This is a genomic window from Planobispora rosea (assembly GCF_014648175.1).
Taxonomy (GTDB): domain Bacteria; phylum Actinomycetota; class Actinomycetes; order Streptosporangiales; family Streptosporangiaceae; genus Planobispora; species Planobispora rosea.
Genome location: NZ_BMQP01000018.1, coordinates 1 through 18,249, shown reverse-complemented (window position 1 = coordinate 18,249; position 18,249 = coordinate 1). Strand labels below are relative to the sequence as shown.

General features: G+C 70.8%; 18 protein-coding genes and 2 pseudogenes. 9 read left to right on the top strand and 11 right to left on the bottom strand.

Annotated elements, in window-relative coordinates:
• Positions 1-34: 34 nt before the first annotated feature.
• Positions 35-2,821 (bottom strand): AfsR/SARP family transcriptional regulator, encoded by a 2,787-nt coding sequence (locus IEZ08_RS19125; protein ID WP_189242603.1) that lies wholly within the window; start codon positions 2,819-2,821, stop codon positions 35-37.
• An 85-nt stretch (positions 2,822-2,906) separates the two neighbouring features.
• Here IEZ08_RS19125 and IEZ08_RS19120 point away from each other — a divergent pair, with 85 nt between their 5' ends.
• Together IEZ08_RS19120 and IEZ08_RS19115 are read left to right on the top strand one after the other, a co-directional pair.
• Positions 2,907-3,359, top strand: a complete 453-nt coding sequence (locus IEZ08_RS19120; protein WP_068923553.1) for a carboxymuconolactone decarboxylase family protein — start codon at positions 2,907-2,909, stop codon at positions 3,357-3,359.
• A 17-nt stretch (positions 3,360-3,376) separates the two neighbouring features.
• Positions 3,377-3,667, top strand: a complete 291-nt coding sequence (locus IEZ08_RS19115; protein WP_068928804.1) for a hypothetical protein — start codon at positions 3,377-3,379, stop codon at positions 3,665-3,667.
• Positions 3,668-3,737: 70 nt separating this feature from the next.
• On the opposite strand, the gene IEZ08_RS19110 is transcribed toward IEZ08_RS19115, so the two are convergent.
• From IEZ08_RS19110 to IEZ08_RS19095, 4 genes are all read right to left on the bottom strand, one after another.
• On the bottom strand, positions 3,738-4,265 hold the full coding sequence (locus IEZ08_RS19110; protein WP_068923554.1) for a pyridoxamine 5'-phosphate oxidase family protein: 528 nt from the start codon (positions 4,263-4,265) through the stop codon (positions 3,738-3,740).
• Positions 4,266-4,548: 283 nt separating this feature from the next.
• Complete coding sequence (locus tag IEZ08_RS19105; RefSeq protein WP_068923555.1) at positions 4,549-5,046, bottom strand: hypothetical protein; 498 nt, start codon at positions 5,044-5,046, stop codon at positions 4,549-4,551.
• A gap of 394 nt (positions 5,047-5,440) precedes the next feature.
• Positions 5,441-5,878 (bottom strand): RNA polymerase sigma factor, encoded by a 438-nt coding sequence (locus IEZ08_RS19100; protein ID WP_084780094.1) that lies wholly within the window; start codon positions 5,876-5,878, stop codon positions 5,441-5,443.
• A gap of 122 nt (positions 5,879-6,000) precedes the next feature.
• Positions 6,001-6,957 (bottom strand): GlxA family transcriptional regulator, encoded by a 957-nt coding sequence (locus IEZ08_RS19095; protein WP_068923556.1) that lies wholly within the window; start codon positions 6,955-6,957, stop codon positions 6,001-6,003.
• A 71-nt stretch (positions 6,958-7,028) separates the two neighbouring features.
• On the opposite strand from IEZ08_RS19095, the gene IEZ08_RS19090 reads away from it, so the two are divergent.
• Positions 7,029-7,682 (top strand): HD domain-containing protein, encoded by a 654-nt coding sequence (locus IEZ08_RS19090; protein WP_068923557.1) that lies wholly within the window; start codon positions 7,029-7,031, stop codon positions 7,680-7,682.
• A gap of 52 nt (positions 7,683-7,734) precedes the next feature.
• Here IEZ08_RS19090 and IEZ08_RS19085 read toward each other — a convergent pair whose 3' ends face one another.
• A complete protein-coding gene (locus IEZ08_RS19085) occupies positions 7,735-8,256 on the bottom strand; it encodes a 2'-5' RNA ligase family protein (protein WP_068923558.1) in 522 nt (173 codons plus the stop codon).
• 484 nt (positions 8,257-8,740) lie between these two features.
• Here IEZ08_RS19085 and IEZ08_RS19080 point away from each other — a divergent pair, with 484 nt between their 5' ends.
• Both IEZ08_RS19080 and IEZ08_RS19075 read left to right on the top strand, forming a co-directional pair.
• A complete protein-coding gene (locus IEZ08_RS19080; RefSeq protein ID WP_203863458.1) occupies positions 8,741-9,097 on the top strand; it encodes a hypothetical protein in 357 nt (118 codons plus the stop codon).
• Positions 9,098-9,177: 80 nt separating this feature from the next.
• Complete coding sequence (locus IEZ08_RS19075) at positions 9,178-10,377, top strand: ABC transporter substrate-binding protein (RefSeq protein ID WP_176728493.1); 1,200 nt, start codon at positions 9,178-9,180, stop codon at positions 10,375-10,377.
• Between the two features lie 309 nt (positions 10,378-10,686).
• Here the strand turns inward: IEZ08_RS19075 and IEZ08_RS19070 are convergent, their stop codons facing one another.
• On the bottom strand, positions 10,687-11,061 hold the full coding sequence (locus tag IEZ08_RS19070; RefSeq protein ID WP_068923561.1) for a hypothetical protein: 375 nt from the start codon (positions 11,059-11,061) through the stop codon (positions 10,687-10,689).
• A gap of 340 nt (positions 11,062-11,401) precedes the next feature.
• Between IEZ08_RS19070 and IEZ08_RS19065 the strand changes: the two genes are divergently transcribed.
• Positions 11,402-11,545 carry a hypothetical protein gene (locus tag IEZ08_RS19065; RefSeq protein ID WP_176728494.1) on the top strand — a complete coding sequence of 48 codons (144 nt, stop codon included), beginning with the start codon at positions 11,402-11,404 and terminating at the stop codon, positions 11,543-11,545.
• Between the two features lie 56 nt (positions 11,546-11,601).
• On the opposite strand, the gene IEZ08_RS19060 is transcribed toward IEZ08_RS19065, so the two are convergent.
• Positions 11,602-11,943, bottom strand: a complete 342-nt coding sequence (locus IEZ08_RS19060) for an STAS domain-containing protein (protein ID WP_189242601.1) — start codon at positions 11,941-11,943, stop codon at positions 11,602-11,604.
• Positions 11,944-12,238: 295 nt separating this feature from the next.
• Here IEZ08_RS19060 and IEZ08_RS19055 point away from each other — a divergent pair, with 295 nt between their 5' ends.
• Together IEZ08_RS19055 and IEZ08_RS19050 are read left to right on the top strand one after the other, a co-directional pair.
• On the top strand, positions 12,239-12,364 hold the full coding sequence (locus IEZ08_RS19055) for a hypothetical protein (RefSeq protein WP_084780095.1): 126 nt from the start codon (positions 12,239-12,241) through the stop codon (positions 12,362-12,364).
• The gene (locus IEZ08_RS19050; RefSeq protein WP_189242600.1) at positions 12,361-12,624 is read left to right on the top strand and encodes a sensor histidine kinase; all 264 of its coding nucleotides are present in this window, start codon (positions 12,361-12,363) and stop codon (positions 12,622-12,624) included. Before IEZ08_RS19055 ends, IEZ08_RS19050 begins: the two co-directional genes overlap by 4 nt.
• 144 nt (positions 12,625-12,768) lie before the next feature.
• On the opposite strand, the gene IEZ08_RS19045 is transcribed toward IEZ08_RS19050, so the two are convergent.
• The 3 genes and pseudogenes from IEZ08_RS19045 to IEZ08_RS19030 form a co-directional block, all read right to left on the bottom strand.
• Positions 12,769-13,152: a sensor histidine kinase gene (locus IEZ08_RS19045; RefSeq protein WP_229803278.1), complete on the bottom strand. Its 384-nt coding sequence runs from the start codon at positions 13,150-13,152 to the stop codon at positions 12,769-12,771.
• A gap of 52 nt (positions 13,153-13,204) precedes the next feature.
• Positions 13,205-13,560, bottom strand: a pseudogene (locus tag IEZ08_RS40640) (transposase domain-containing protein); the annotation flags it as partial.
• Positions 13,561-13,778: 218 nt separating this feature from the next.
• Entirely contained in the window at positions 13,779-17,966 is a 4,188-nt protein-coding gene (locus IEZ08_RS19030; RefSeq protein WP_189242599.1) for a PAS domain-containing hybrid sensor histidine kinase/response regulator family protein, read from the bottom strand.
• Positions 17,967-18,066: 100 nt separating this feature from the next.
• Here IEZ08_RS19030 and IEZ08_RS19025 point away from each other — a divergent pair.
• Positions 18,067-18,249: pseudogene (locus tag IEZ08_RS19025) on the top strand (IS256 family transposase); the annotation flags it as partial.

The window sequence follows — 18,249 nt, the reverse complement described above, 5'->3', positions numbered from 1 at the left end:
CGGGGTGTGCTCGGGGTGTGCTCGTGATGCGGTCCTATCCGGCGTGTTCGAGGAAGGCGCGCACCTCGTCGGCCTCGGGCACGCCGAGCTGCCCGTAGAGGTCCAGGGCCAGCCGTCCGTGCTCGCGGGCCTGGGCGGAGTGCCCGAGGGCGAGGTGGGCACGGGCCAGGCCGTCGTGGGCGCGGGCCTGTTCGGGGCGGTTGCGGGATGCCCGGGAGAGGGTGAGCGCGGCGGTGTGCTCCTCGATCGCCCGGCCGGGGTCGCCGGTGGCCTCGGCGAGCCCGTTGAGCGCGGTCGCCTCGCCGGCCGGGTTGCCGATCTTCCGGTAGAGGGCGGCGGCCTGCTCGTGGCGGGTACGCGCCTGGTCGGGGAGGCCCTGGTGGCGCAGGACGACGCCGAGGTGGTTGAGGATCAGCGCCTCGCCGGCCGGGTTGCCGATCTTGCGGTGGAGGGCCAGCGCGAGGTCGAGGTGCCGGCGGGCGTCGTCGGGACGCCCGGCCCGGTCGAGGACGAGGGCGAGGATGCCGAGCACGTGTGCCTCGCCCCAGGTGTCGGTGCCGATGCGGGTGAGGTCGAGCGCCCGCTTGAGGTACTGCTCGGCCTGTGCGTCGTGCCGCCTGCGCAGGGCGAGGTTTCCCAGGGTCAGCAGGGCCCGCGCCCGCTCGGAGGCCTCCTCGCACGCTTCGAGGGCCTGGCCGGCGTACTCTTCGGCCTGTCCGTACTCGCCGCGCCGCCAGTGGGTCCAGGCCAGGTCGGTGAGCGCCCGGGCCTGGACGGCGCGGTCGCCGAGCTTGCGGCTGCGCTGGAGCACCAGGGTGTGCAGGGTGACGGCATCGTCGTGGTGCACGTACCGGTCGAGGTAGGGGCGCATCGTCAGGCCCAGGAGGCCCAGGCAGATCTCGGGGCCGTGGACGGCGGCCGCGATGATGTTGGAGCGCTCGGCGTCGAGCCAGGCGAGGGCCTCCTCGGGGCTGCCGACGGGCGGGACGGGGGAGGCGGGCTGGGGGATGCCCTCGCGCTGGACGACGCTGTCGGGGAAGAGCCGGTCCATCGCCGCACGGGCACGGTGCAGGTAGTAGACGAGCAGCCGCAGGACGGCGCCGTCGTCGTCGGCGATGGAGCGGGCGTGCTCGCGGAGCAGATCGTGGAAGGTGTATCTGCCCGGTTCGTACTGCAGCAGCATGTGGGCGTCCAGGAGGCCTTCCAGGAGGTCCTCGGCTTCGTCCTCGGGGACCCCGGCCAGCGCGGCGGCGCCGCAGGCGTCGATGTCGCGGCCGGGTACCAGCCCGAGCAGGCGGAACATGTGCTGTTCCGCGGTGCTGAGCTGTTCGTAGGAGACGGTGAAGGCGGCCGACACCCCGTCCAGGAGCCGCCGCCGGTCCCGTAGCCTGCCGGCCAGGTAGGACACGCTCCACCGCGGCCGGTGCTGGAGACGGGCGGCCGAGATCCGGATGGCGAGCGGGAGGTGCCCGCACAGCTCCAGCACCTCGCGTACGGCGTCGGGCTCGTCGTGGGCGCGCTCGCCGACGATCCGGCCGAAAAGTTCGGCGCCGTCCCCGGCTGTCAGGACGTCGACCGACAGGGCGTGGGCGCCGTCCAGGTCGACGAGCCGCCGCCTGCTGGTGATCAGGACGAGGGTGTCGGACAGACCCGGCAGCAGAGGGCGTACGTGGTCGGTGTCGAGGGCGTTGTCCAGGACGGCGAGCACCCGGCGACCGGCCAGTTCGGCCCGCCACAGGGCGCTCCGCTCGGCGAGCGTGGCCGGGATCAGGTCGGCGGGCACTCCCAGCTGGCGCAGGAGGGACTCCAGCGCGGCGGAGGGATCGACGGGCGTCCGGCCCGCGGTGTGGGCCTGCAGGTCGAGGAAGAGCTGCCCGTCCGGGTAGCGGCCGGCCAGCCGGTGGGCCGCGTGGACGGCGAGGGTGGTCTTGCCGATCCCGGCCATGCCGTCGATCGTGACGACCGTCGCCTCGTGTCCGCCCGCGAGCCGTTCCAGCTCGGTGGCCCGTCCGGAGAAGTCCGGAATGTCGTAGGGCAGGAAGGAGCGGCGCGGTGCCGCGGGCGGCGGTGGTCCGGCCGGCTGGACGGCCGGTGGCGTCGCGGCGCCGGGCAGGCGCAGCGCCGGATCGTCGGCCAGGACGGCCCGTTCCAGCTCGGTGAACGCGTGGCCGGGGTCCAGGCCCTGCTCCTCCGCGAGAGCCGCACGGTAGGCACGTGCCGCGGCGAGGGCGTCGGCCTGCCGCCCGGAGCGGTGCAGGGCCAGGACCAGGTGGCCGGTGAGCCTCTCCCGGATCGGGTTGGCGGCCACCTGGGCGGCCAGCTCGTCGAGCAGGTCGCCGTGGCGTCCGGCGGCGAGCTCGGCCTCCACCAGGCGCTCGTAGGCCGACAGCCGCCGGTCGTGCCAGAGGTCCCGGGCCCCGGCGACGTAGTTGGCGTGCACGTCCTCGAGCGCTTCACCGTTCCACAGTTCCAGCGCCCTGCGCAGTTCGCCGGCCGCCACCAGCTCGGTGAACTCCTGGGCGTCCACCTGTCCCGGCGCCGGGTTCGCGACATAGCCACCGGCTCGCGTCTCGAGCAGTTCTCCGCCGCCCGCGCCGCGCAGTGCCTTGCGTATCGCGGTGATGGAGGCGTGGACCTGCGATCGGGCGGTGTCGGGCTGGTCGTAGCCCCACATGGCCTCGATCAGGCGCTCGATGCTGACCACCCGTCCGGCGTTGAGCAGCAGATAGGCCAGGACCGCACGGTGACGTGGGGCGACGCCCGCCAGCGGCGCCCCGTCGACGATCACTTGGACGGGCCCGAGAAGCGTGAAGCGCGGCATCGTCCCTCCATCGTCGTCGCATAGCGAATCTATCAACCCGGGCGACCAGTCTGATCTCACGCCAACCACGACAGAGGAGAACGGAATGGAAGCCCGGATGAAGAACCCGGCGACGATCATCCCCGCGGCGATGAAGCCGATCATGGAGCTGGTCGGGGCCGCCCAGTCGCAGGGCCTTCCCCAGGAGCTCATGGAGATGATCCACCTGCGGGTCAGCCAGATCAACGGCTGCAGCTTCTGCGTCGACGCCGGCCTGAAGAACCTGCGCAAGCTCGGTGAGAGCGACGAGCGCATCGGCCTGGTGGCCGCCTGGCGGGAGGCCCCGTACTACACCGAAACGGAGCGCGCCGCGCTGGAGCTGGCCGAGGCGGCCACCCGGCTGGCCGACCGCGCCGACGCCGTCCCCGACGAGGTCTGGGACAACGCCGCCGACCACTTCGACGACAAGCAGCTGGCCTCGATCCTGCTGATGACCGCCGTCACCAACCTCTTCAACCGGCTCAACGCCCCGATCCGGCAGATCGCCGGCTCCTGGTGAGCGAGAAAGAGACCACCATGCCTGCCGTCCGCTCACACCGCTACTCCGTCGCCGAGTCCGACCTGGAGGAGTTCCTCGCCCGCCGCAGCTCGCTGATCGCGACCGTCCGCGAGACGCACCCCGGTCTCACCCGTGCCGTGCTGATCCGGCTGGAGGACGGGGCCTACGACGACACCTGGTACTGGGAGACCGCGGAGCAGATGGACGCCGCGCTGGCGGCCGTCGCCACCTTCCCCGAGGCTCCCCTGACCATGGCCCTCACCAGGGACGGCACCGTGCTGAACGGCCGGGTCGTCGATCAGCGCTGACCCTCCGCCGGGCGGGCGTGGGCCCGCCGGCGGCCGCGGAGCCGCCGGCGGGCACGCCATCCGGTGCGGGTCAGGGCCGGGACGCCGTGAGCGTCGCGCCGTCGGGGGCGTAGACGGTCATCCAGTGCGGGTGCAGCCGGTAGTAGACCACGTCGTTGTCCCAGTCGAAGGCGTCGTCGCCGTAGAAGCCCTTGAAGTACGCCAGCAGGCCGGGCCAGTCCGCGGCCGGATCGCCGTCCCGGGGGTTGAGGATCTCCACGGTGCCGTGGGTGAACACGCCCAGGTCCTCTCCGCGCATGTGCGCGGCGCTGACGGCGGGCCGGGCGGCGAGGTGACGGGCCTTGGCGGCGTCGCGTGCCGTGCCGAAGTGCCACTTCCCGTGCAGGAAGTGCCCGTCCGCGCCGCTGATCCGCGGCTCGCCCTTCGCCGTCACGGTGGACAGGGCGAGGGTGCACATGCCGGTGAGGACCCGGGTGAGCTGCTCCGCGGTCAGGGTGCGCTCCCGGTTGATGATCGAGCGGAGGTGTGAGGTGGAGCGGGAGAGAGAGGAGTCGAGGAGCGCCTGGAGCTCTCCGAGCTCCTCTGGCGTTTCGTGCATCGAGGTCCTTGCCTATCCGTAGGAGTGGTCATCTGCCGGCGGACGCGCCCGCCCGTTCGTCCTGCGGGCATGCTCGTCCGTTCGTCGGCCCGGTCCGCGTCCGTCGCCGACCGGGGAAACCATGCTCGGCCCGAAACCCGACACCCTGTGTCATGTTTCTTCCCCGTCCCGCAGGCGGGGTGACGGGGAAGGTGTACGGCTGCGACGACACGAACTGCCGCTGACCGGCAGGCACCGGCGCGGGGTCCCCGCGCTGGCCTTCGCGCCGAGACGGGTGAGCGGTTCAGTCCCGGTGCCCGGGCATTTCCGGGCGTTCGTCGGTCCAGCCGATGGCCTGGAACGAGGTGGAGTGGCCGATCTCCACCTGCCGTCCGTCCGCGAGCCTGCCCGCGTGCGTCCACACCTCGGCGAGGGGGAGGCCGGTGCCGGGATCGACCACGAAGCGGATCTCGTTGAACAGGCCCGGCTCTGCCTCCACCTGATAGCCGAGCGCCTGCCCACGCCGGCCCAGCGGATCTGTGACCTCCCCCTCAGCCCGTATGCCGGGCAGCGACGCCAGGATCCGGTACGCCGACGCCCGAGCCCCGGACGAGGCGGGCAGGCGGCTGATGACGTCCACGCAGCCTTGCCGGAGGAGGGACGCCCTCAGCTGCTCGATGTCCGTCCCGGGGGCAGGGTCCGCCGCTTCCAGCCGCCGGGTGATGCGGTCGATGCGCTCTTGCAGGTAGCCGCGGAGCTCGGCGGGCTCGCCGGGGATCGTACGCACCTGCTTCCAGGTCATCCGTTCCCCCAGCAGATCACCCGCCGAGCCCTTCCATTTGCCGTGGAGCCGTTCGGCGGTCCGCTCACCTGCCGCGGCCTCCTGCGGCGAGGGGATGGGGGACGTCTGCTCCCACCTGTCCTCGGGGTCTCGCCAGTTCTCGGGGTACCGCCAGCGGGTGGGCGCGCCCGCCGCCCGCCAGGCCGCCTCGTCCTGCGGGGTCGCGGGCCGGGTGCCCAGATACTGGCGGATCCACGCAGAGCGCGGCCGGGAGAGGGCAGGAACCGCCGCCGCGCCGGAACGCGCTCCAGTGAGACGATCTCCGCCAGCAGCGCGTCCGCCCCCGCGGTGGACGCCCGGCCGGCCAGGTCCTCGTCCAGCACCCGCGCCCGGTCCTTGAAGATCTGGTCGCTGTTCACCCTGACTCCTTCTCGACGAGCGGCCGTGACGCGAAACCGGCGGCCGATGGGCGGGTCTTCTCCAGGGCCTCGGCGAAGCGCCTGCGGGCCCGGTGCAGGCGGATGCGGACGGCGTTGCGGGAGCAGTCCAGCACGGTGGCGATCTCGCCGGGATCGAGCCCCTCCCACAGGGCCAGGGCCAGGAGCTCACGATCGCTGCCGGAGAGCATGCCCATGGCCTCGTCCACATCGTGCCGTCCGCTGTGGCGGGAGGGGGCGGTGTAGAGCTCTTCGATCTCACCGGTGAGTTCGGTGTGCCGGGTGAGCCTGCGCCGCTCGCTCCGGCGGTGGTTGGCCAGGACCCGGCGGGCCACGCCGTACAGCCACAGTTTGCCGGCCTCGCCGTCGGGGAGTTCGGCCATCCGCCTCCAGGCGATCGCATAGGTCTCGGCCACGACGTCGGCGGCGTCTTCGGGGGAGGAGCATCCGGGAACTTCGGCGGTACCGGGTCCCGCTCCGGGATGCTGTGGTGTCCGGGGCGGAAACGTTTCGCTCCGTAGCCGTCATGCCCGGCAGCTCAGGGACGAGCGCGGAAGGTGGTGCGGTAGGTCTGCGGGGAGGTGCCGACGGCGCGGGCGAAGTGGGCACGCAGTGTCGCGGGAGAGCCCATGCCCACCGCTTCGGCGATCTGGCCTATCGGCAGATCGGTGCTTTCCAGCAGGTGCTGGGCGCGGCGGATGCGAGCGTGCAACAGCCACTGCAGGGGAGTGGTCCCGATCTGCGCACGGAACCGGCGCGTCAGCGTCCGCACGCTGACGCAAGCGTGACGGGCGATGTCACCGAGGCTGAGCGGCCGGTGCAGGTTGGACTCCATCCAGGTGAGGACAGGTTGGAGCGCGGTCCCCGGGTCGCGGGGGTCGGTATGCCGGATGAACTGCGCCTGGCCTCCGTCGCGCTGGGGTGACATCACCATCCGGCGAGCGGTCTCGGCGGCCACCGCCGAGCCGTGGTCGCGCCGGACCAGATGCAGGCACAGGTCGATTCCGGCCGCCACCCCGGCCGAGGTGAACAGGTCGCCGTTGTCGGTGAACAGCACCGCGGCGTCGACCTCGACGGCGGGGTGGCGCCGGGCCAGCTCGGCGGCGTAGGTCCAGTGCGTGGTCGCCCGCCGTCCGTCGAGCAGCCCGGTGGCGGCCAGCAGGAACGCCCCGGCACAGATCGAGGCGATCCGTGCGCCGCGCCCGGCCGCGGCCCGCACCGCCTCCAGGACCTCCCCGGGCGGCTCCTCCAGGAAGTTCCAGTGACCGGGGAGCACAAGGGTGTCGGCCGCTGCGAGGTCATCGAGGCCCCATGCGGTCTCCAGCCGCATCGCGCCGAAAGGCTCCGAGGTCCGGACGGCACCGCCGACGGTGCACACCCGCGTCTCATACAGCGGCTGGTACCGATCACCAGTGGAACTGCCGAAGACCTGGGCGGGCACCGCCATGTCGAAGGCGACCACTCCGTTCATCGCCAGCACACCGACCACATGCATGGCCAGAATCTAGCGCAGTACGGCATTACAGCCACTTTCCGCACGGTCTCCCGGTGGCCACGATCAAAGCCATGACAGATCACTTCACCGGCTTCGCGATTCCCGACACCCCGCTGACCCGCAAGGCGCACGGGTTCGTCCAGGGGATCACCACGCAGGCCGTCCTGACCCACAGCGTGCGCAGCTACCTGTTCGGCAGGGCCATCGGGGAGCGACACGGCCTCCGGGCCGAGCACGACTACGACGACGAGGTCCTGTTCCTGGCGTGCGTGTTGCACGACGTCGGGCTGACCGAGCGGGGCGAGCGAGGCGGACGGTTCGAGGTGGACGGCGCGGACCTGGCCGCGGAGTTCCTCACCGAACACGGGCTGGCCGCGGACCGGACCCGCCTGGCCTGGGAGGCGATCGCCCTGCACACCAGTCTCGGCATCGCCGACAGGATGCGGCCCGAGATCGCCCTCACCCATGCCGGCGCGGGGGCGGACGTGGCGGCGTTCGGCGCCGAGGAACTCCCCGCGGGCTATGCCGACCGGGTGCACGCCGCCTATCCGAGGCTGGGCGGTGGCGTCGAGTTGACCGAGCTCATCGTCGGCCAGGCCGCGCGCAACCCGGCCAAGGCCCCGCCGTTCTCCTTTCCGGGGGAACTGCTGCGGCAGGATGTTCCCGGCACGGCTGTCCTGCCGTGGCGTGAGGTGGTCACCGCGGCCTGGTCCGGCGTCGCCTGACGGGCCGGCCCTCATCGGCCCCGCGCACGAGGGGCGGCGGTGACAGACCTGGTCAGCCCTGCCCCGCCAGGGGGACGGTCGTGCGGAGCGCACTGTCGTAGCTGCGCGCGCCGGAGAACGCCCCGGTGGCCTCGGCCAGTCCGTCGAGCACCGTGACCGCCTGCGCCCGGGTCGCGGTGTCCAGGCTGCGGGCCAGCGTCACGTGCGGGAACCACCGTCCCGGCGCGTGCAGCGGGTTGCCGCCGCAGGAGCCGCCCAGCACCCGCCACACCCCCGCGTGGACGGCCAGCAGCCGGGTCTCCGGCACCACACCCCAGGCCAGCACCCGCGCCCGGCCGGCGAACAGCAGCAGCGGCCCCAGCCTGACCGGCACCGGCAGGTCACCGAAGGCCTCGGCGAACGCGGCCGGCGTGTCGGGCGGCAGCCGTTCGCAGACCGCCAGCGTCAGGTGGGGACGGTTGGTCGGGTGCGGGTGCCGCGCCTGGCTGGGCAGTCCCTCGGCCGCCAGCCGGTCCCAAGCCGCGCGCACCGCCGAGTCGAGCACGTCGTCGCAGGTCAGCTCGATGGTGTGCATTCGGCAACGGTAACGGGTGCACCGTGTCCGACCGTGGATCTCCCCTCCGCGGGCGCGAACCTTTCGCGTGGAACGCCTGTCGCACCCGTGCATGGAACCGGAACGCGGATAGCGATTGACCAACCTTTCGTGAAGTGACTTCCGGGCGATCCGTCTGTTCGGAGGCTGTGGTCGGCATGGGACTCGGCTTCGTGCAACGCCAGTTCAGTTCACGGAAGGGCCGTTTCCTGAAGTGGAGCAGTAGGGCCGTTGCGCTCGGTGCTCATCTTGTCTGTCCCCGCTGACCTGCGGACTGCGTCTTTGACGCTTACTCGGTCCGCCTCCCCGCCGCTGCGTCCGATCGGAGATCCACAACCTTTACCATTCCGATGACGGTGAGTGACAGATCCATTACTATCTGCATCGGCTGGCCGCGCGATGCGACCGGCTTGCCCACCTTCCCCCAACCGAGGCAGGAACAATGCAGACGATACGAAGGATCGCTGTGATCACGGCGGCCATGGCGGCGATCACGGCCGCGCCCGCGGGCATCACCTCCGCCAGCGCCGGGACGGGCGACCGCGACGCCGGTCCGGGCGGACTGCTGTCCAACATCTCCGGAAGAAACTCCTCCGGTCACGCCAACCTCTGCGGTACCGGCAAGCTCGCGCTGCTCAAGGAGCGCACCTGCATTACCGAGGACCGTCACCACCCCGGCGGGGGCGGTGACATCACCGGTCCCAGCGGCGGCGTGCTGTCCAACCTGCTCTTCGCCCGCAACGCCTCGGGTCACAGCAACAACTGCGGCAACGAGACGATCTCCATCATGAGCCGCACCACCTGCATCACCGTGCACGAGTAACCGCCGAGCACACGCCCGGGGGCCTGCCCGCCCAGGCCCCCGCACTCCTCCCGCGACGGCCGTACACCGAGGTGATGACGATGGAACCCGATCCGCAGCTGCGCGTAGGCGTCGTGATCGCGCAGACCGGGCGGCTGTCCCGGCTCGGCGATCCGCTGGCGTTCGTCCTGCGGCGGCTGACGCCGCAGCTGGCCCACGTGCGCAACGGAAACCGACGCCTCCCGCTGCGCATCGCGGTCCGCGACAGCCAGTCGGACCCGACCCATGCCCGCCAGGCCGTACGCGAACTCGCGGCCGAGGAGGGGGCGCACATCGTGCTCACCATGGCCGGCACCCAGGTACTGCCCGCGGTGGTCGACACCTGCGAGGAACTCCAGGTGCCGTGCGTGTCGACCACGTTCCCCTGGCAGGCCTACGTCCACCGGCCGGGTGCCAGGCAGCGCAAACGCTTCGAATGGACCTACCACTTCGCCTGGGGCCTGGACGACATCGCCGCCGTGTTCGCCGACATGTGGGAACGCCTGGGTCCCGCGCGGACGGTCGGCTGCCTGTGGAACGACGACCTACAGGGCCGGCTGCTGCGCCACGACCGCGACGGGTTCGCGCCCGTGGCCGAAAGACGCGGCCACACCCTGATCGATCCCGGCGGCTACCGGGAACCCGCCGCCGACCTCCACGCTCACATCGACCATCTGCGCCGTCACGGCGCCGAGGTCGTCACCAGCGCGGCCACCGCCGCCGACTTGGCGCTGTTCCACGGCCAGGCCCGCCGGTCCGGGCTGCATCCGCGGCTGATCACCTGCTCGCGGTGGCTGGCCTACCCCCACGCCGGAGTCGCCGGCTCCTGCGCCGCAGACGAAGGACTGGCGCAGGCGCGAGTGGCCACCCTGGTCTACTGGACGCCGAACCACCCCTACCGCTCCAGCCTGGACGGCGCCACCGCCGCCGACCTGGCCGAGGCCTACCAGCGCGACACCGGCAACCCCTGGCTGCAGCCCCTCGGCCTGGCCCACGCCCTCGTCGAGGTCGCCCGCCACGCCCTGGCCGAGGCCGCCGATCCCACCGACCGCCGCGCCATCGCCCAGGCGATCGCCCGCACCCGCATCGAGACCATAGCCGGGCCGCTGGACTGGACGAGCGGTCCCACCCCGAACATCGCCCTCGTTCCACTGGTCGGCGGCCAGTGGCAGGAGACCCGCCACGGGCACGACCTCGCGGTGGTCACCAACACCGCGCTACCGGACCTGCCCGTCACCGCGGATCTGCTGGCGGCACGATGACCCAGGTGTCCCAAGTGTCCCAAGTGTCCCAGGGGAACGGGCCCACCCTCATGGCTGCCTGACCTGGCCGACCCGCAACGGCCCGGAACGGGGACAGACCGAGTACGCGGGAAGGGACCAACTGCAGGCTAGGGGCTGGAGGTAGGGGTCGGGTTTCGGCTGTGGGTAGCCGTCCCGAGGTAGGGCCGGATCGGTTCTCGCAGCGGCCTGGCTGCGCTGGCCTGGGCAGACGCCGTCTCAGGGACCGGACAGAGTGGACGTTCTGTCTGACCAGCCCTACTTTGCCCCTGGCCGCAGCTAGTGGAGATGTCACCCCTCGGGGAAGATACGGTTGTACAGCCAGCCGACCGGTGAGCACCCGCCGTAGCGGGAGACGGGAGACGGGGCGATGAAGCGGCCGCACTCCGATTCGTTGATCACTTCATCGAGATGCACCCATGCGAACCACGCCCAAGCCAGTGGCCCGTTCAGGGATTCGGTGCCCCGGGCCGGGAACCGGAAGCCCAAGCGGCATCCCGGACGGTTCTCGTGCTCGAACAGCACGACGATCTCGCCTGGCGACCCCGTGCCCTGCAACTCGATCGACTCCAGGCTCAGACCGAACGGCTGATCCTGCAGGATCTGCTTCAACATCGGGATCAGATCGCGCTCGTAGGCTTGAACATCGATCTCCCTGCGCGTCATGCCCCCAACGATAGGTGGCAGACGACGCACGCTGGACGTCCCGAAAACGATCGTTTTCAGGACGCATGCGGATGCGCTACCTGTGAGAACCATTCAACAGATCGCCTCGATGAAAGCACCCGCGAGGCTGCCCTGCCGCGCTCTTCTGCATTCCGGCGAACGTGCTTGGCGGCCGGGACGGAAACCTTCCCGCATGATCGGAATGGTCGGCGTCCAAGGTGAGCCGGATCGAGCATGTAGGTCATCGGCTTGGCACTGCGTCGTAGCAGGCCTCAGTCTACTGAGCCGGTGTGTGTCTCCCGGGTCTGACAGCTCGTCACTGCAACCCGCAAGGAACACCGTGCTCACGATCGCTCTGCCTGCTCCCGACGCCCTGACCCGCCGCTGTATCTGGCTGGTTATCGTGATCGTCGTCGTGCTGGTCGTGCTCACCCAGTACGGCGCGGCGATCGACTTCTCCTTCGCCATCGGCGGCCAGCTGTAACCGCGGCCTGTAGTTGAGTGCGACGAAGGCGGCCTCTCCGGCGAGGGCCGCCTTCGTCATCGCGGCGGAGCATCACCAGAGGCCTCTGGGCCCGGCCGGCGCGCCACCAGCAGCGCATCCTCCAACACCTCGCGCACCTCGAAGTAGGCCAGCAGGTTGGTCAGCGTCAACAGCCGCCGGGCCCGGCCCTCGGATGGCACCACCAGCACCAGCCTCCCGCCGGCTGCCTCGACGGCCAGGCGGGCCTGGACCAGGGCACCCAGCGCGGCTGAGGAGGCGAACGTCACCGCGGTCAGGTCCACCACCAGTGATAGCGGCCCGCTGCTGTCGGTGAGGTTGGCCAGCTTGGTCTCGAAGGCCGGGACGGTCAACGCGTCCAGTTCGCCCACCAGACGCAAGATCCACGAATCCGGCCCGAGGCGCCAACTGCGGACCTCGGCCCGGGGAGGGTGCCCCTCGGTCATGCCGTGCTCCTGCCCGCGATGATCACCGCACGGAGTGTTCCGGCTGCGCCCCGGCCCGGCCCGATCCGGCCATGCACCGCAGGCCCGACGGCGCGCCACTCTTCAGCGCAGGCCAGCCGAGCCGCGGACGGTATTCGGGGAGGCTGAGCCGTACGGCCTGGCCCGACGTGCCGGATAGTTCCAGGCCTACGAGTTCTACGGCGGTTTCTACAGCCTCAGCCCCGTCGTCTTGGAGACGCCCCACGACGGCTACTGGTACCTGGTCGTCGACAGCTACCCGCACCGGATCAAGGTCTCAGTCACCGCGGCGGGTGCGGCGGTGACGGCGACCGTGCCGCCGGCGGCGACCGGGTGACGATCGCGGTGATCGACCGCGGGGTCGGCATCGACGCCGAAGACCTGACGCGTGCGTTCGAGCGCTTCTACCGCACCCGCTACGCCCACGACAACGCCATCCAAGGCGTCGGCCTGGGCCTGTGGCTGGTGAAAACGATCGCCGAGGCGCACGGCGGCACCATCACCGCCACCAGCACGCCGGGGGAGGGCTCGACCTTCACCCTCACCCTGCCGGTTCCTTCCGCCGGTCACGACACCGAGGCAAAGGCCCCGCCCTAGCGGGACGTCATGCCCTCCTCACGACGCGATCCGCCCAGGGCGGTACGGTGCCCCTCCCCGGCAGGCCGCCTGATCGCCGGTCCTGGACCGGCCCGGAAAGCACCGGTGGCGCTCCGCACGAGCGCCATGGCCCCGCGCGCCGCTTCAGGAGGAGGCGGCGGGCAGGCTGAAGGTGAACCGGGCGCCGCCGCCGGGGTTGTCACCGGTGATGATGGTGCCGCCGTGCCGCTCGACGACCCGCTGGCAGATCGCCAGGCCCAGTCCGGTGCCGCTGTAGGCGGTGGCGTCGGCGGCGCGGTGGAACCCGGTGAAGATCGCCCGGTGCTCCCCGGGTCGGTGCCGGGCCGGGATTCGGCGGCGGCGACCATCGCCATGCGCAGCGGTTGGTAGAGCGTGAGCACCGGCCACATCCAAGGGGTAGCCACCGTGGCTGGCGGAGCCGAGCCACGTCCGGTTGCGGTTGGTGTCGGGAGCTTTCAGAAAGCTGCAGCCGTCGAAGGAGACCATGCGGTAGGGCCCGAACCTCACTTCCGGGGTCCTGAGTCGGGCCAGCGGGTGCGCGCAGTACTTCGAACAGGCGGCGCATCGGCGCGCTACCGACTCTGCGGCGCAGGTCGCGCAGGGCTTTGGCGGTGGGCGTCGCCACCGCGAGGCCGGTCAGTCCCGCGGTCAGCTTCCGCCAGACCAGTTGGTAGCCGACTTCGGGGAACAGGCACATCGCCAGCAGGAAGTAGAGCCCGACCCGCGAGGGAGCTCACGCAGGCGCCGCTGTACGGTGCGCGTCTCGTCAAGGATGGCATCGACGAGTTCGAAGGGCGCGAGAGTGGTCAGCTCGCCCAGGTGCCCGGGAGCGAATACGTATCGGCCACGGGGCGGGGGTGAGTGGCCTGTCTCGGTAGCGCTGGAGGTAACGGGCCTGGCAGACTCGGTGATCAACGGAGACCCAGTTCTTCGGCAGACGGTTGTGGAAGATCACCTGTCTACTGGATCTCCGTTCCCACGTCCCGGGGACTCACGTGCTTGACAGGGCCACGAGCGCCTTAACTACCCGGCCTTGGGGCAAGGGCCCCAGGTCGGTCGCACTCGACCTCGCCAACTCGAACGAGAAGAGACACGGGCCGCTCACCGCAGTGCTGGCTGCGGGCCAGAGCTCATCAGCCGTTGCTGGGCGTGAACGCCTCACGCAGCGCCTGACAGGTGGCATGAGTCTGCTGCTCGACAACGGCGGCCAGCGCCGCAGCCGCAGGGAGGTCACCGCCGTTGGCGGCCTGCTCCAGATCGGCGCAGGTGCCGGAGAGCAGTTTCCCGGCCAGGGTGCCGCTACTGCCGCGTAGTTTGTGGGCGAGGCGGGCGAGCTCGGTCATGTCGTGGCGGGCAGCGGCCAGGCGGATCGCGGCGGCGGTTTCGGGTGCGGTGTGCAGGTAGCGGGGCAGGATGAGATCGGTGAAGGTCGCTCCTGTCTCCCGTAGCTCATCCACCATCACCGGATCGAGCAGATGGCTGAGCCTGCCATCGGACGGCTGCCCGATAGCGGAACCGCTCTGCGCCGGACCGACCTGCGATGGGCGGACCTGCGGCGTACCGGATCCGGTAGTGGTGGTGACCGGTGGACGGGTGGTGAGAAACCGCCGTAGGACGGTGTCGAGGTGCTGTTTGCGCAGCGGTTTGCTGAGAAAGTCGTCCATGCCGACGGCCCGGCAGCGTTGCTCGTCAGAGGCCAGGGCCGAAGCGGTCAGGGCGATGACCGGAACAGCGTTCAGCGGTGCGGGCAGGCGCCGGATGTGTTCGGTGGCCTGGAAGCCGTCCATGACGGGCATCTGGCAGTCCATGAGCACGGCGTCGTAGGGCCGGTCCTGCACCATCCGCAGGGCCTGCTCGCCGTCGGCGGCGATGTCGGCGGTATAGCCGAGGCTGGTGAGCATCTCCACGACGACCTGCTGGTTGACCTCGTTGTCCTCGGCGACGAGAATCAGCTGGGCCGAGGCGGTGGGTACGGACGCGCGGGCAGCGGGCGCCGGCCACGTGCTGCCCGCACCCGGATCGGCGGCCCGGCCGAGCAATTGCAGCAAGATGGCGCGCAGCTGCGTTGAGCGGACGGGCTTGGTCAGATATCCCTCGATGCCGCAGTCACGGGCCGTGTGAGCCTCACCGGCCTGGTTGGTGGAGGTCAGCATCGCCAGGCGGGTGCCGGTCAAGGTGGCGTCACCGGTGATGATCCGAGCCAGGTCCAGACCGTCCAGGCCGGGCATATGCATGTCCAGCAGCGCGATGGCGTACGGGTCGCCGACCCGGGTGGCTTCGCGTAGCGCGGCCAGGCCGCTGTGTCCATCGGGCACGGCATCCACACGCACGCCCCAGGTGGTCAGCAGGCCGGTCACCACGGTGCGGTTGGTGGCGTTGTCGTCGACGACCAGCACCCGCACCCCGGCCAGATCAGTCGCCGAGGAGACGGCGTTCACCGGTGCGTTCGCGTCAGGCAGCGGCAGGGTGAGATGGAAGCGGCTGCCCCGGCCGGGTTCACTGTCGACCCCGATGGTGCCGCCCATGAGTTCGACCAGCTGGCGAGTGATGCTCAAACCGAGGCCGGTGCCGCCGTAGCGGCGGGTGGTGGAGGCGTCGGCCTGGGTGAAGGCATCGAACAGATCGGCTTGGCGGTCGGCGGGGATGCCGATGCCGGTGTCGATGACGGCGAAGTGCACCTGCCGGATGCGGTCATCACCGACAGCCGGTCCGATGTCCGTCGTGACGACAATCTCACCGTGCTCGGTGAACTTGACGGCGTTGGAGACGAGGTTGGTCAGGATCTGCCGGATGCGGTGCGCGTCCCCGCACACCGCCGGCGGGACGACGGGGGCGACCAGGGCGGCGATCTCCAGGCCCTTGGCCTGCGCGGCGGGCGCGTTCAGGCTGACGACGTCCTCGACCAAGGCCCGCATGTCGAAGTCGACCGGGTCGATGTCGAGTTTCCCGGCTTCGATCTTGGAGAAGTCCAGAATGTCGTTGATCACGTTGAGCAGCGCGTCGGCGGAGTTCTGCACCGTGGTCAGATAGTCGCGCTGCCGATCGTCGAGATCGGTCTCCAGCAGCAGGCTGGTGAGGCCGATGACCCCGTTCATGGGGGTGCGGATCTCGTGGCTCATGTTGGCTACGAACTCCGACTTCATCCGGGAGGCGGCCAGGGCGGCGTCACGGGCGGTGGCCAGCTCGGTCTCGGCCCGTTTGCGATCGGTGATGTCACGCACGAACGCGTTGAAGGTCATCTCTCCGCCGGCGGTGGAGGCCCACAGGGTCATCTCGGCAGGGAAAAGCGTGCCGTCCCGGCGGCACAGCTCCACCTCACTCTGCCGGTTGATCATGTGAGACTGGCTGTCAGCGTGAAGAAGAGCGAACCTGGACCGGTAGGCCTCACGCCGGTCGGCGGGAGCGATCACGTCGCTGAACGGACGGCCCAGCGCCTCAGGTGCCGGCCGGTCGAAGACGATCTCGGCACGGGAGTTCCACCGGATGACGCGACCGTCGGCGTCGACGGCCACGAATGCGTCACCGGCCGCCTCCAAGATGGCGCTGACCTGCTCCTCACGTTGGAGGAGGTCGGCTTCGGCGGCGCGGCGGCGCCGTTCGGTGCGCGCGGCCAGCAGCAGCCCACCTAGCAGCACCTGGGCCAGCAGAGAGGCCATCGCCAGCACCCGGCCGGTGAACTGGTTCACGGCGGCGAAGGCCTCGGCGGCGGGGACCTCGGCGACCACGGCCCAGCCCAGGTCGGGGACGGTCCGGTAAGCGGTGACCGTGTCCGCACCGGCCTTGATCGTGCGGGCGGTGCCGTTGCCACCGGTCAACGCGGCCTGGATATGCTCATCGGCCAGGCTTGGGAGTAGGTCCGGCTGTCGGTTGCTCGAGCCGGCCAGCAGCACGCCGTGGCGGTCGGCCACCCGCAGCCGCACGTTCTGCACGTCGGCCAGTCGGCCGGTGAAGGCCGCGATCGCATCCAGCCGGTATCCCAGACCGATCACCCCGGCGACCTGCCCTTCCCAGAACACCGGCGCGGCGACGGCCACGATCTTCGGACGGCCGGGCAGCGCGGCTTCGAATGCCTGCGACACATACGGCCGGCGAGTGGAGACGGCGCCCTGGAAGTAGTCGCGGTGGGCGAAGCTCTTGCCGATCACGCTGGGCTGGGCCGGGTCGAAGGCGAGCATGATGCCGGAGGCATCCAGCACCCACGCCCCGATGAAAGCGGAGTCGCGCGACTCCAGGGCCGCCACGTGCTGCTGCAGTGCCGCGGGGTCGGCCTGCGTGCCCCGGGCCAGCTCTGCGGCCAGCAACCGCCGCTCGGCGTAGGAGGCGACCAGAGCGCGCAACGAGGCCAGTTTGTCGCCGAGATGGGTCGCGCTCACCTCGGCGCTGGTGCTCAGACGCCGGTCGACGTCCGCCTCGGCCGCCACGCTGGCCTGGCTCACCGACAGGTAGGCCAGTCCGGCCAGCGGCAGCAATGCCAGGACCATGATGGCCGCGCACAGGCGCATCAGTGCGCGGCGCAGAGCCGCCCGCGCGACACAGCTGATCTTGGCATCCTGGTCGAACACCGACAGCCGTGCCACGGTCAGTGCCGTCACCACCAGCGAGCCGCCCGCGATCACGGCCACGTCCGCGCTGGAACCCTGCACCGCGCGGATGACCAGCAGGACCGGCAGCGGCAGAACCACGAGCAGCAGCGCCGCGTGCCGCGCCCATCCGGGCATGACGGTCGCCCGTCCGCTCTCGGGCGCCAGAGCCGCCGCGCTCAAGGCTGCGAACGACACCAGCCACCAGGCGAATCCCGGGCCGCCGAGATTGAACGAGCCGTCCAGCACCGCGATGTTATAGACCACGTCCCCGGCCAGCTGCAGCAGTATCCAACCGGCCAGCAACAGCGAGCGCAGGCAACGCTGCCCGGTGAACACGAGCAGGGTGGCGGCGGCCAGCAGCACCACATCAAGCACCGGATAGGACGCGTTCACCAATCGCGCGGCCAGACTCACCCCCGGCGCGCTGGCGTGGTCGGCGACGAAGAACACCCACACCACCACCGCGGCCGCCGTGGTCAGACTCGCCGTCTCCAGCACCGACGCCCGATCGGCGCCCTGCGCCCGAGCCAGCAACGTCAGCCCCAGCGCCGAGACCGCGTACGACGACAGCCACAGCACGTCCCCGGGCGACGGCGCCGCCAACGTCACTCCGGTGGCAAGCGGGTACAGGTAGAAACAGGCCCAGGCGGCGGCATTCAGTCCTTGCCCGATCGCCAGTACGCACCACCCCGCCGAGCTCGGATGCCGCCGCCGGGCCGAGACCACCAGCGCTGCCACGCACAGCCCATGGTGGCGTCCCGGATGCGGTGTAAAAGACAGCGGGCGTAGGTTGCCGTGTTGAACCGACCAAAGTTCGCACAGCAGGAGACCTACGCCCGTGGCACGCAGACTATCGCCCACCCAGGCCATCCGCGCCGAGATCGACGCCCTGTTCACCGCTGACCGTGACCTCGTCGAGGTCCTCGAAGACGTCGCCCGCCTGGGCGCCCGCCTGATCATTCAGACCGCCGTGGAAGCCGAGGTCGAAGCATTCCTCGGCCGCGCCCGCTACCAGCGCACC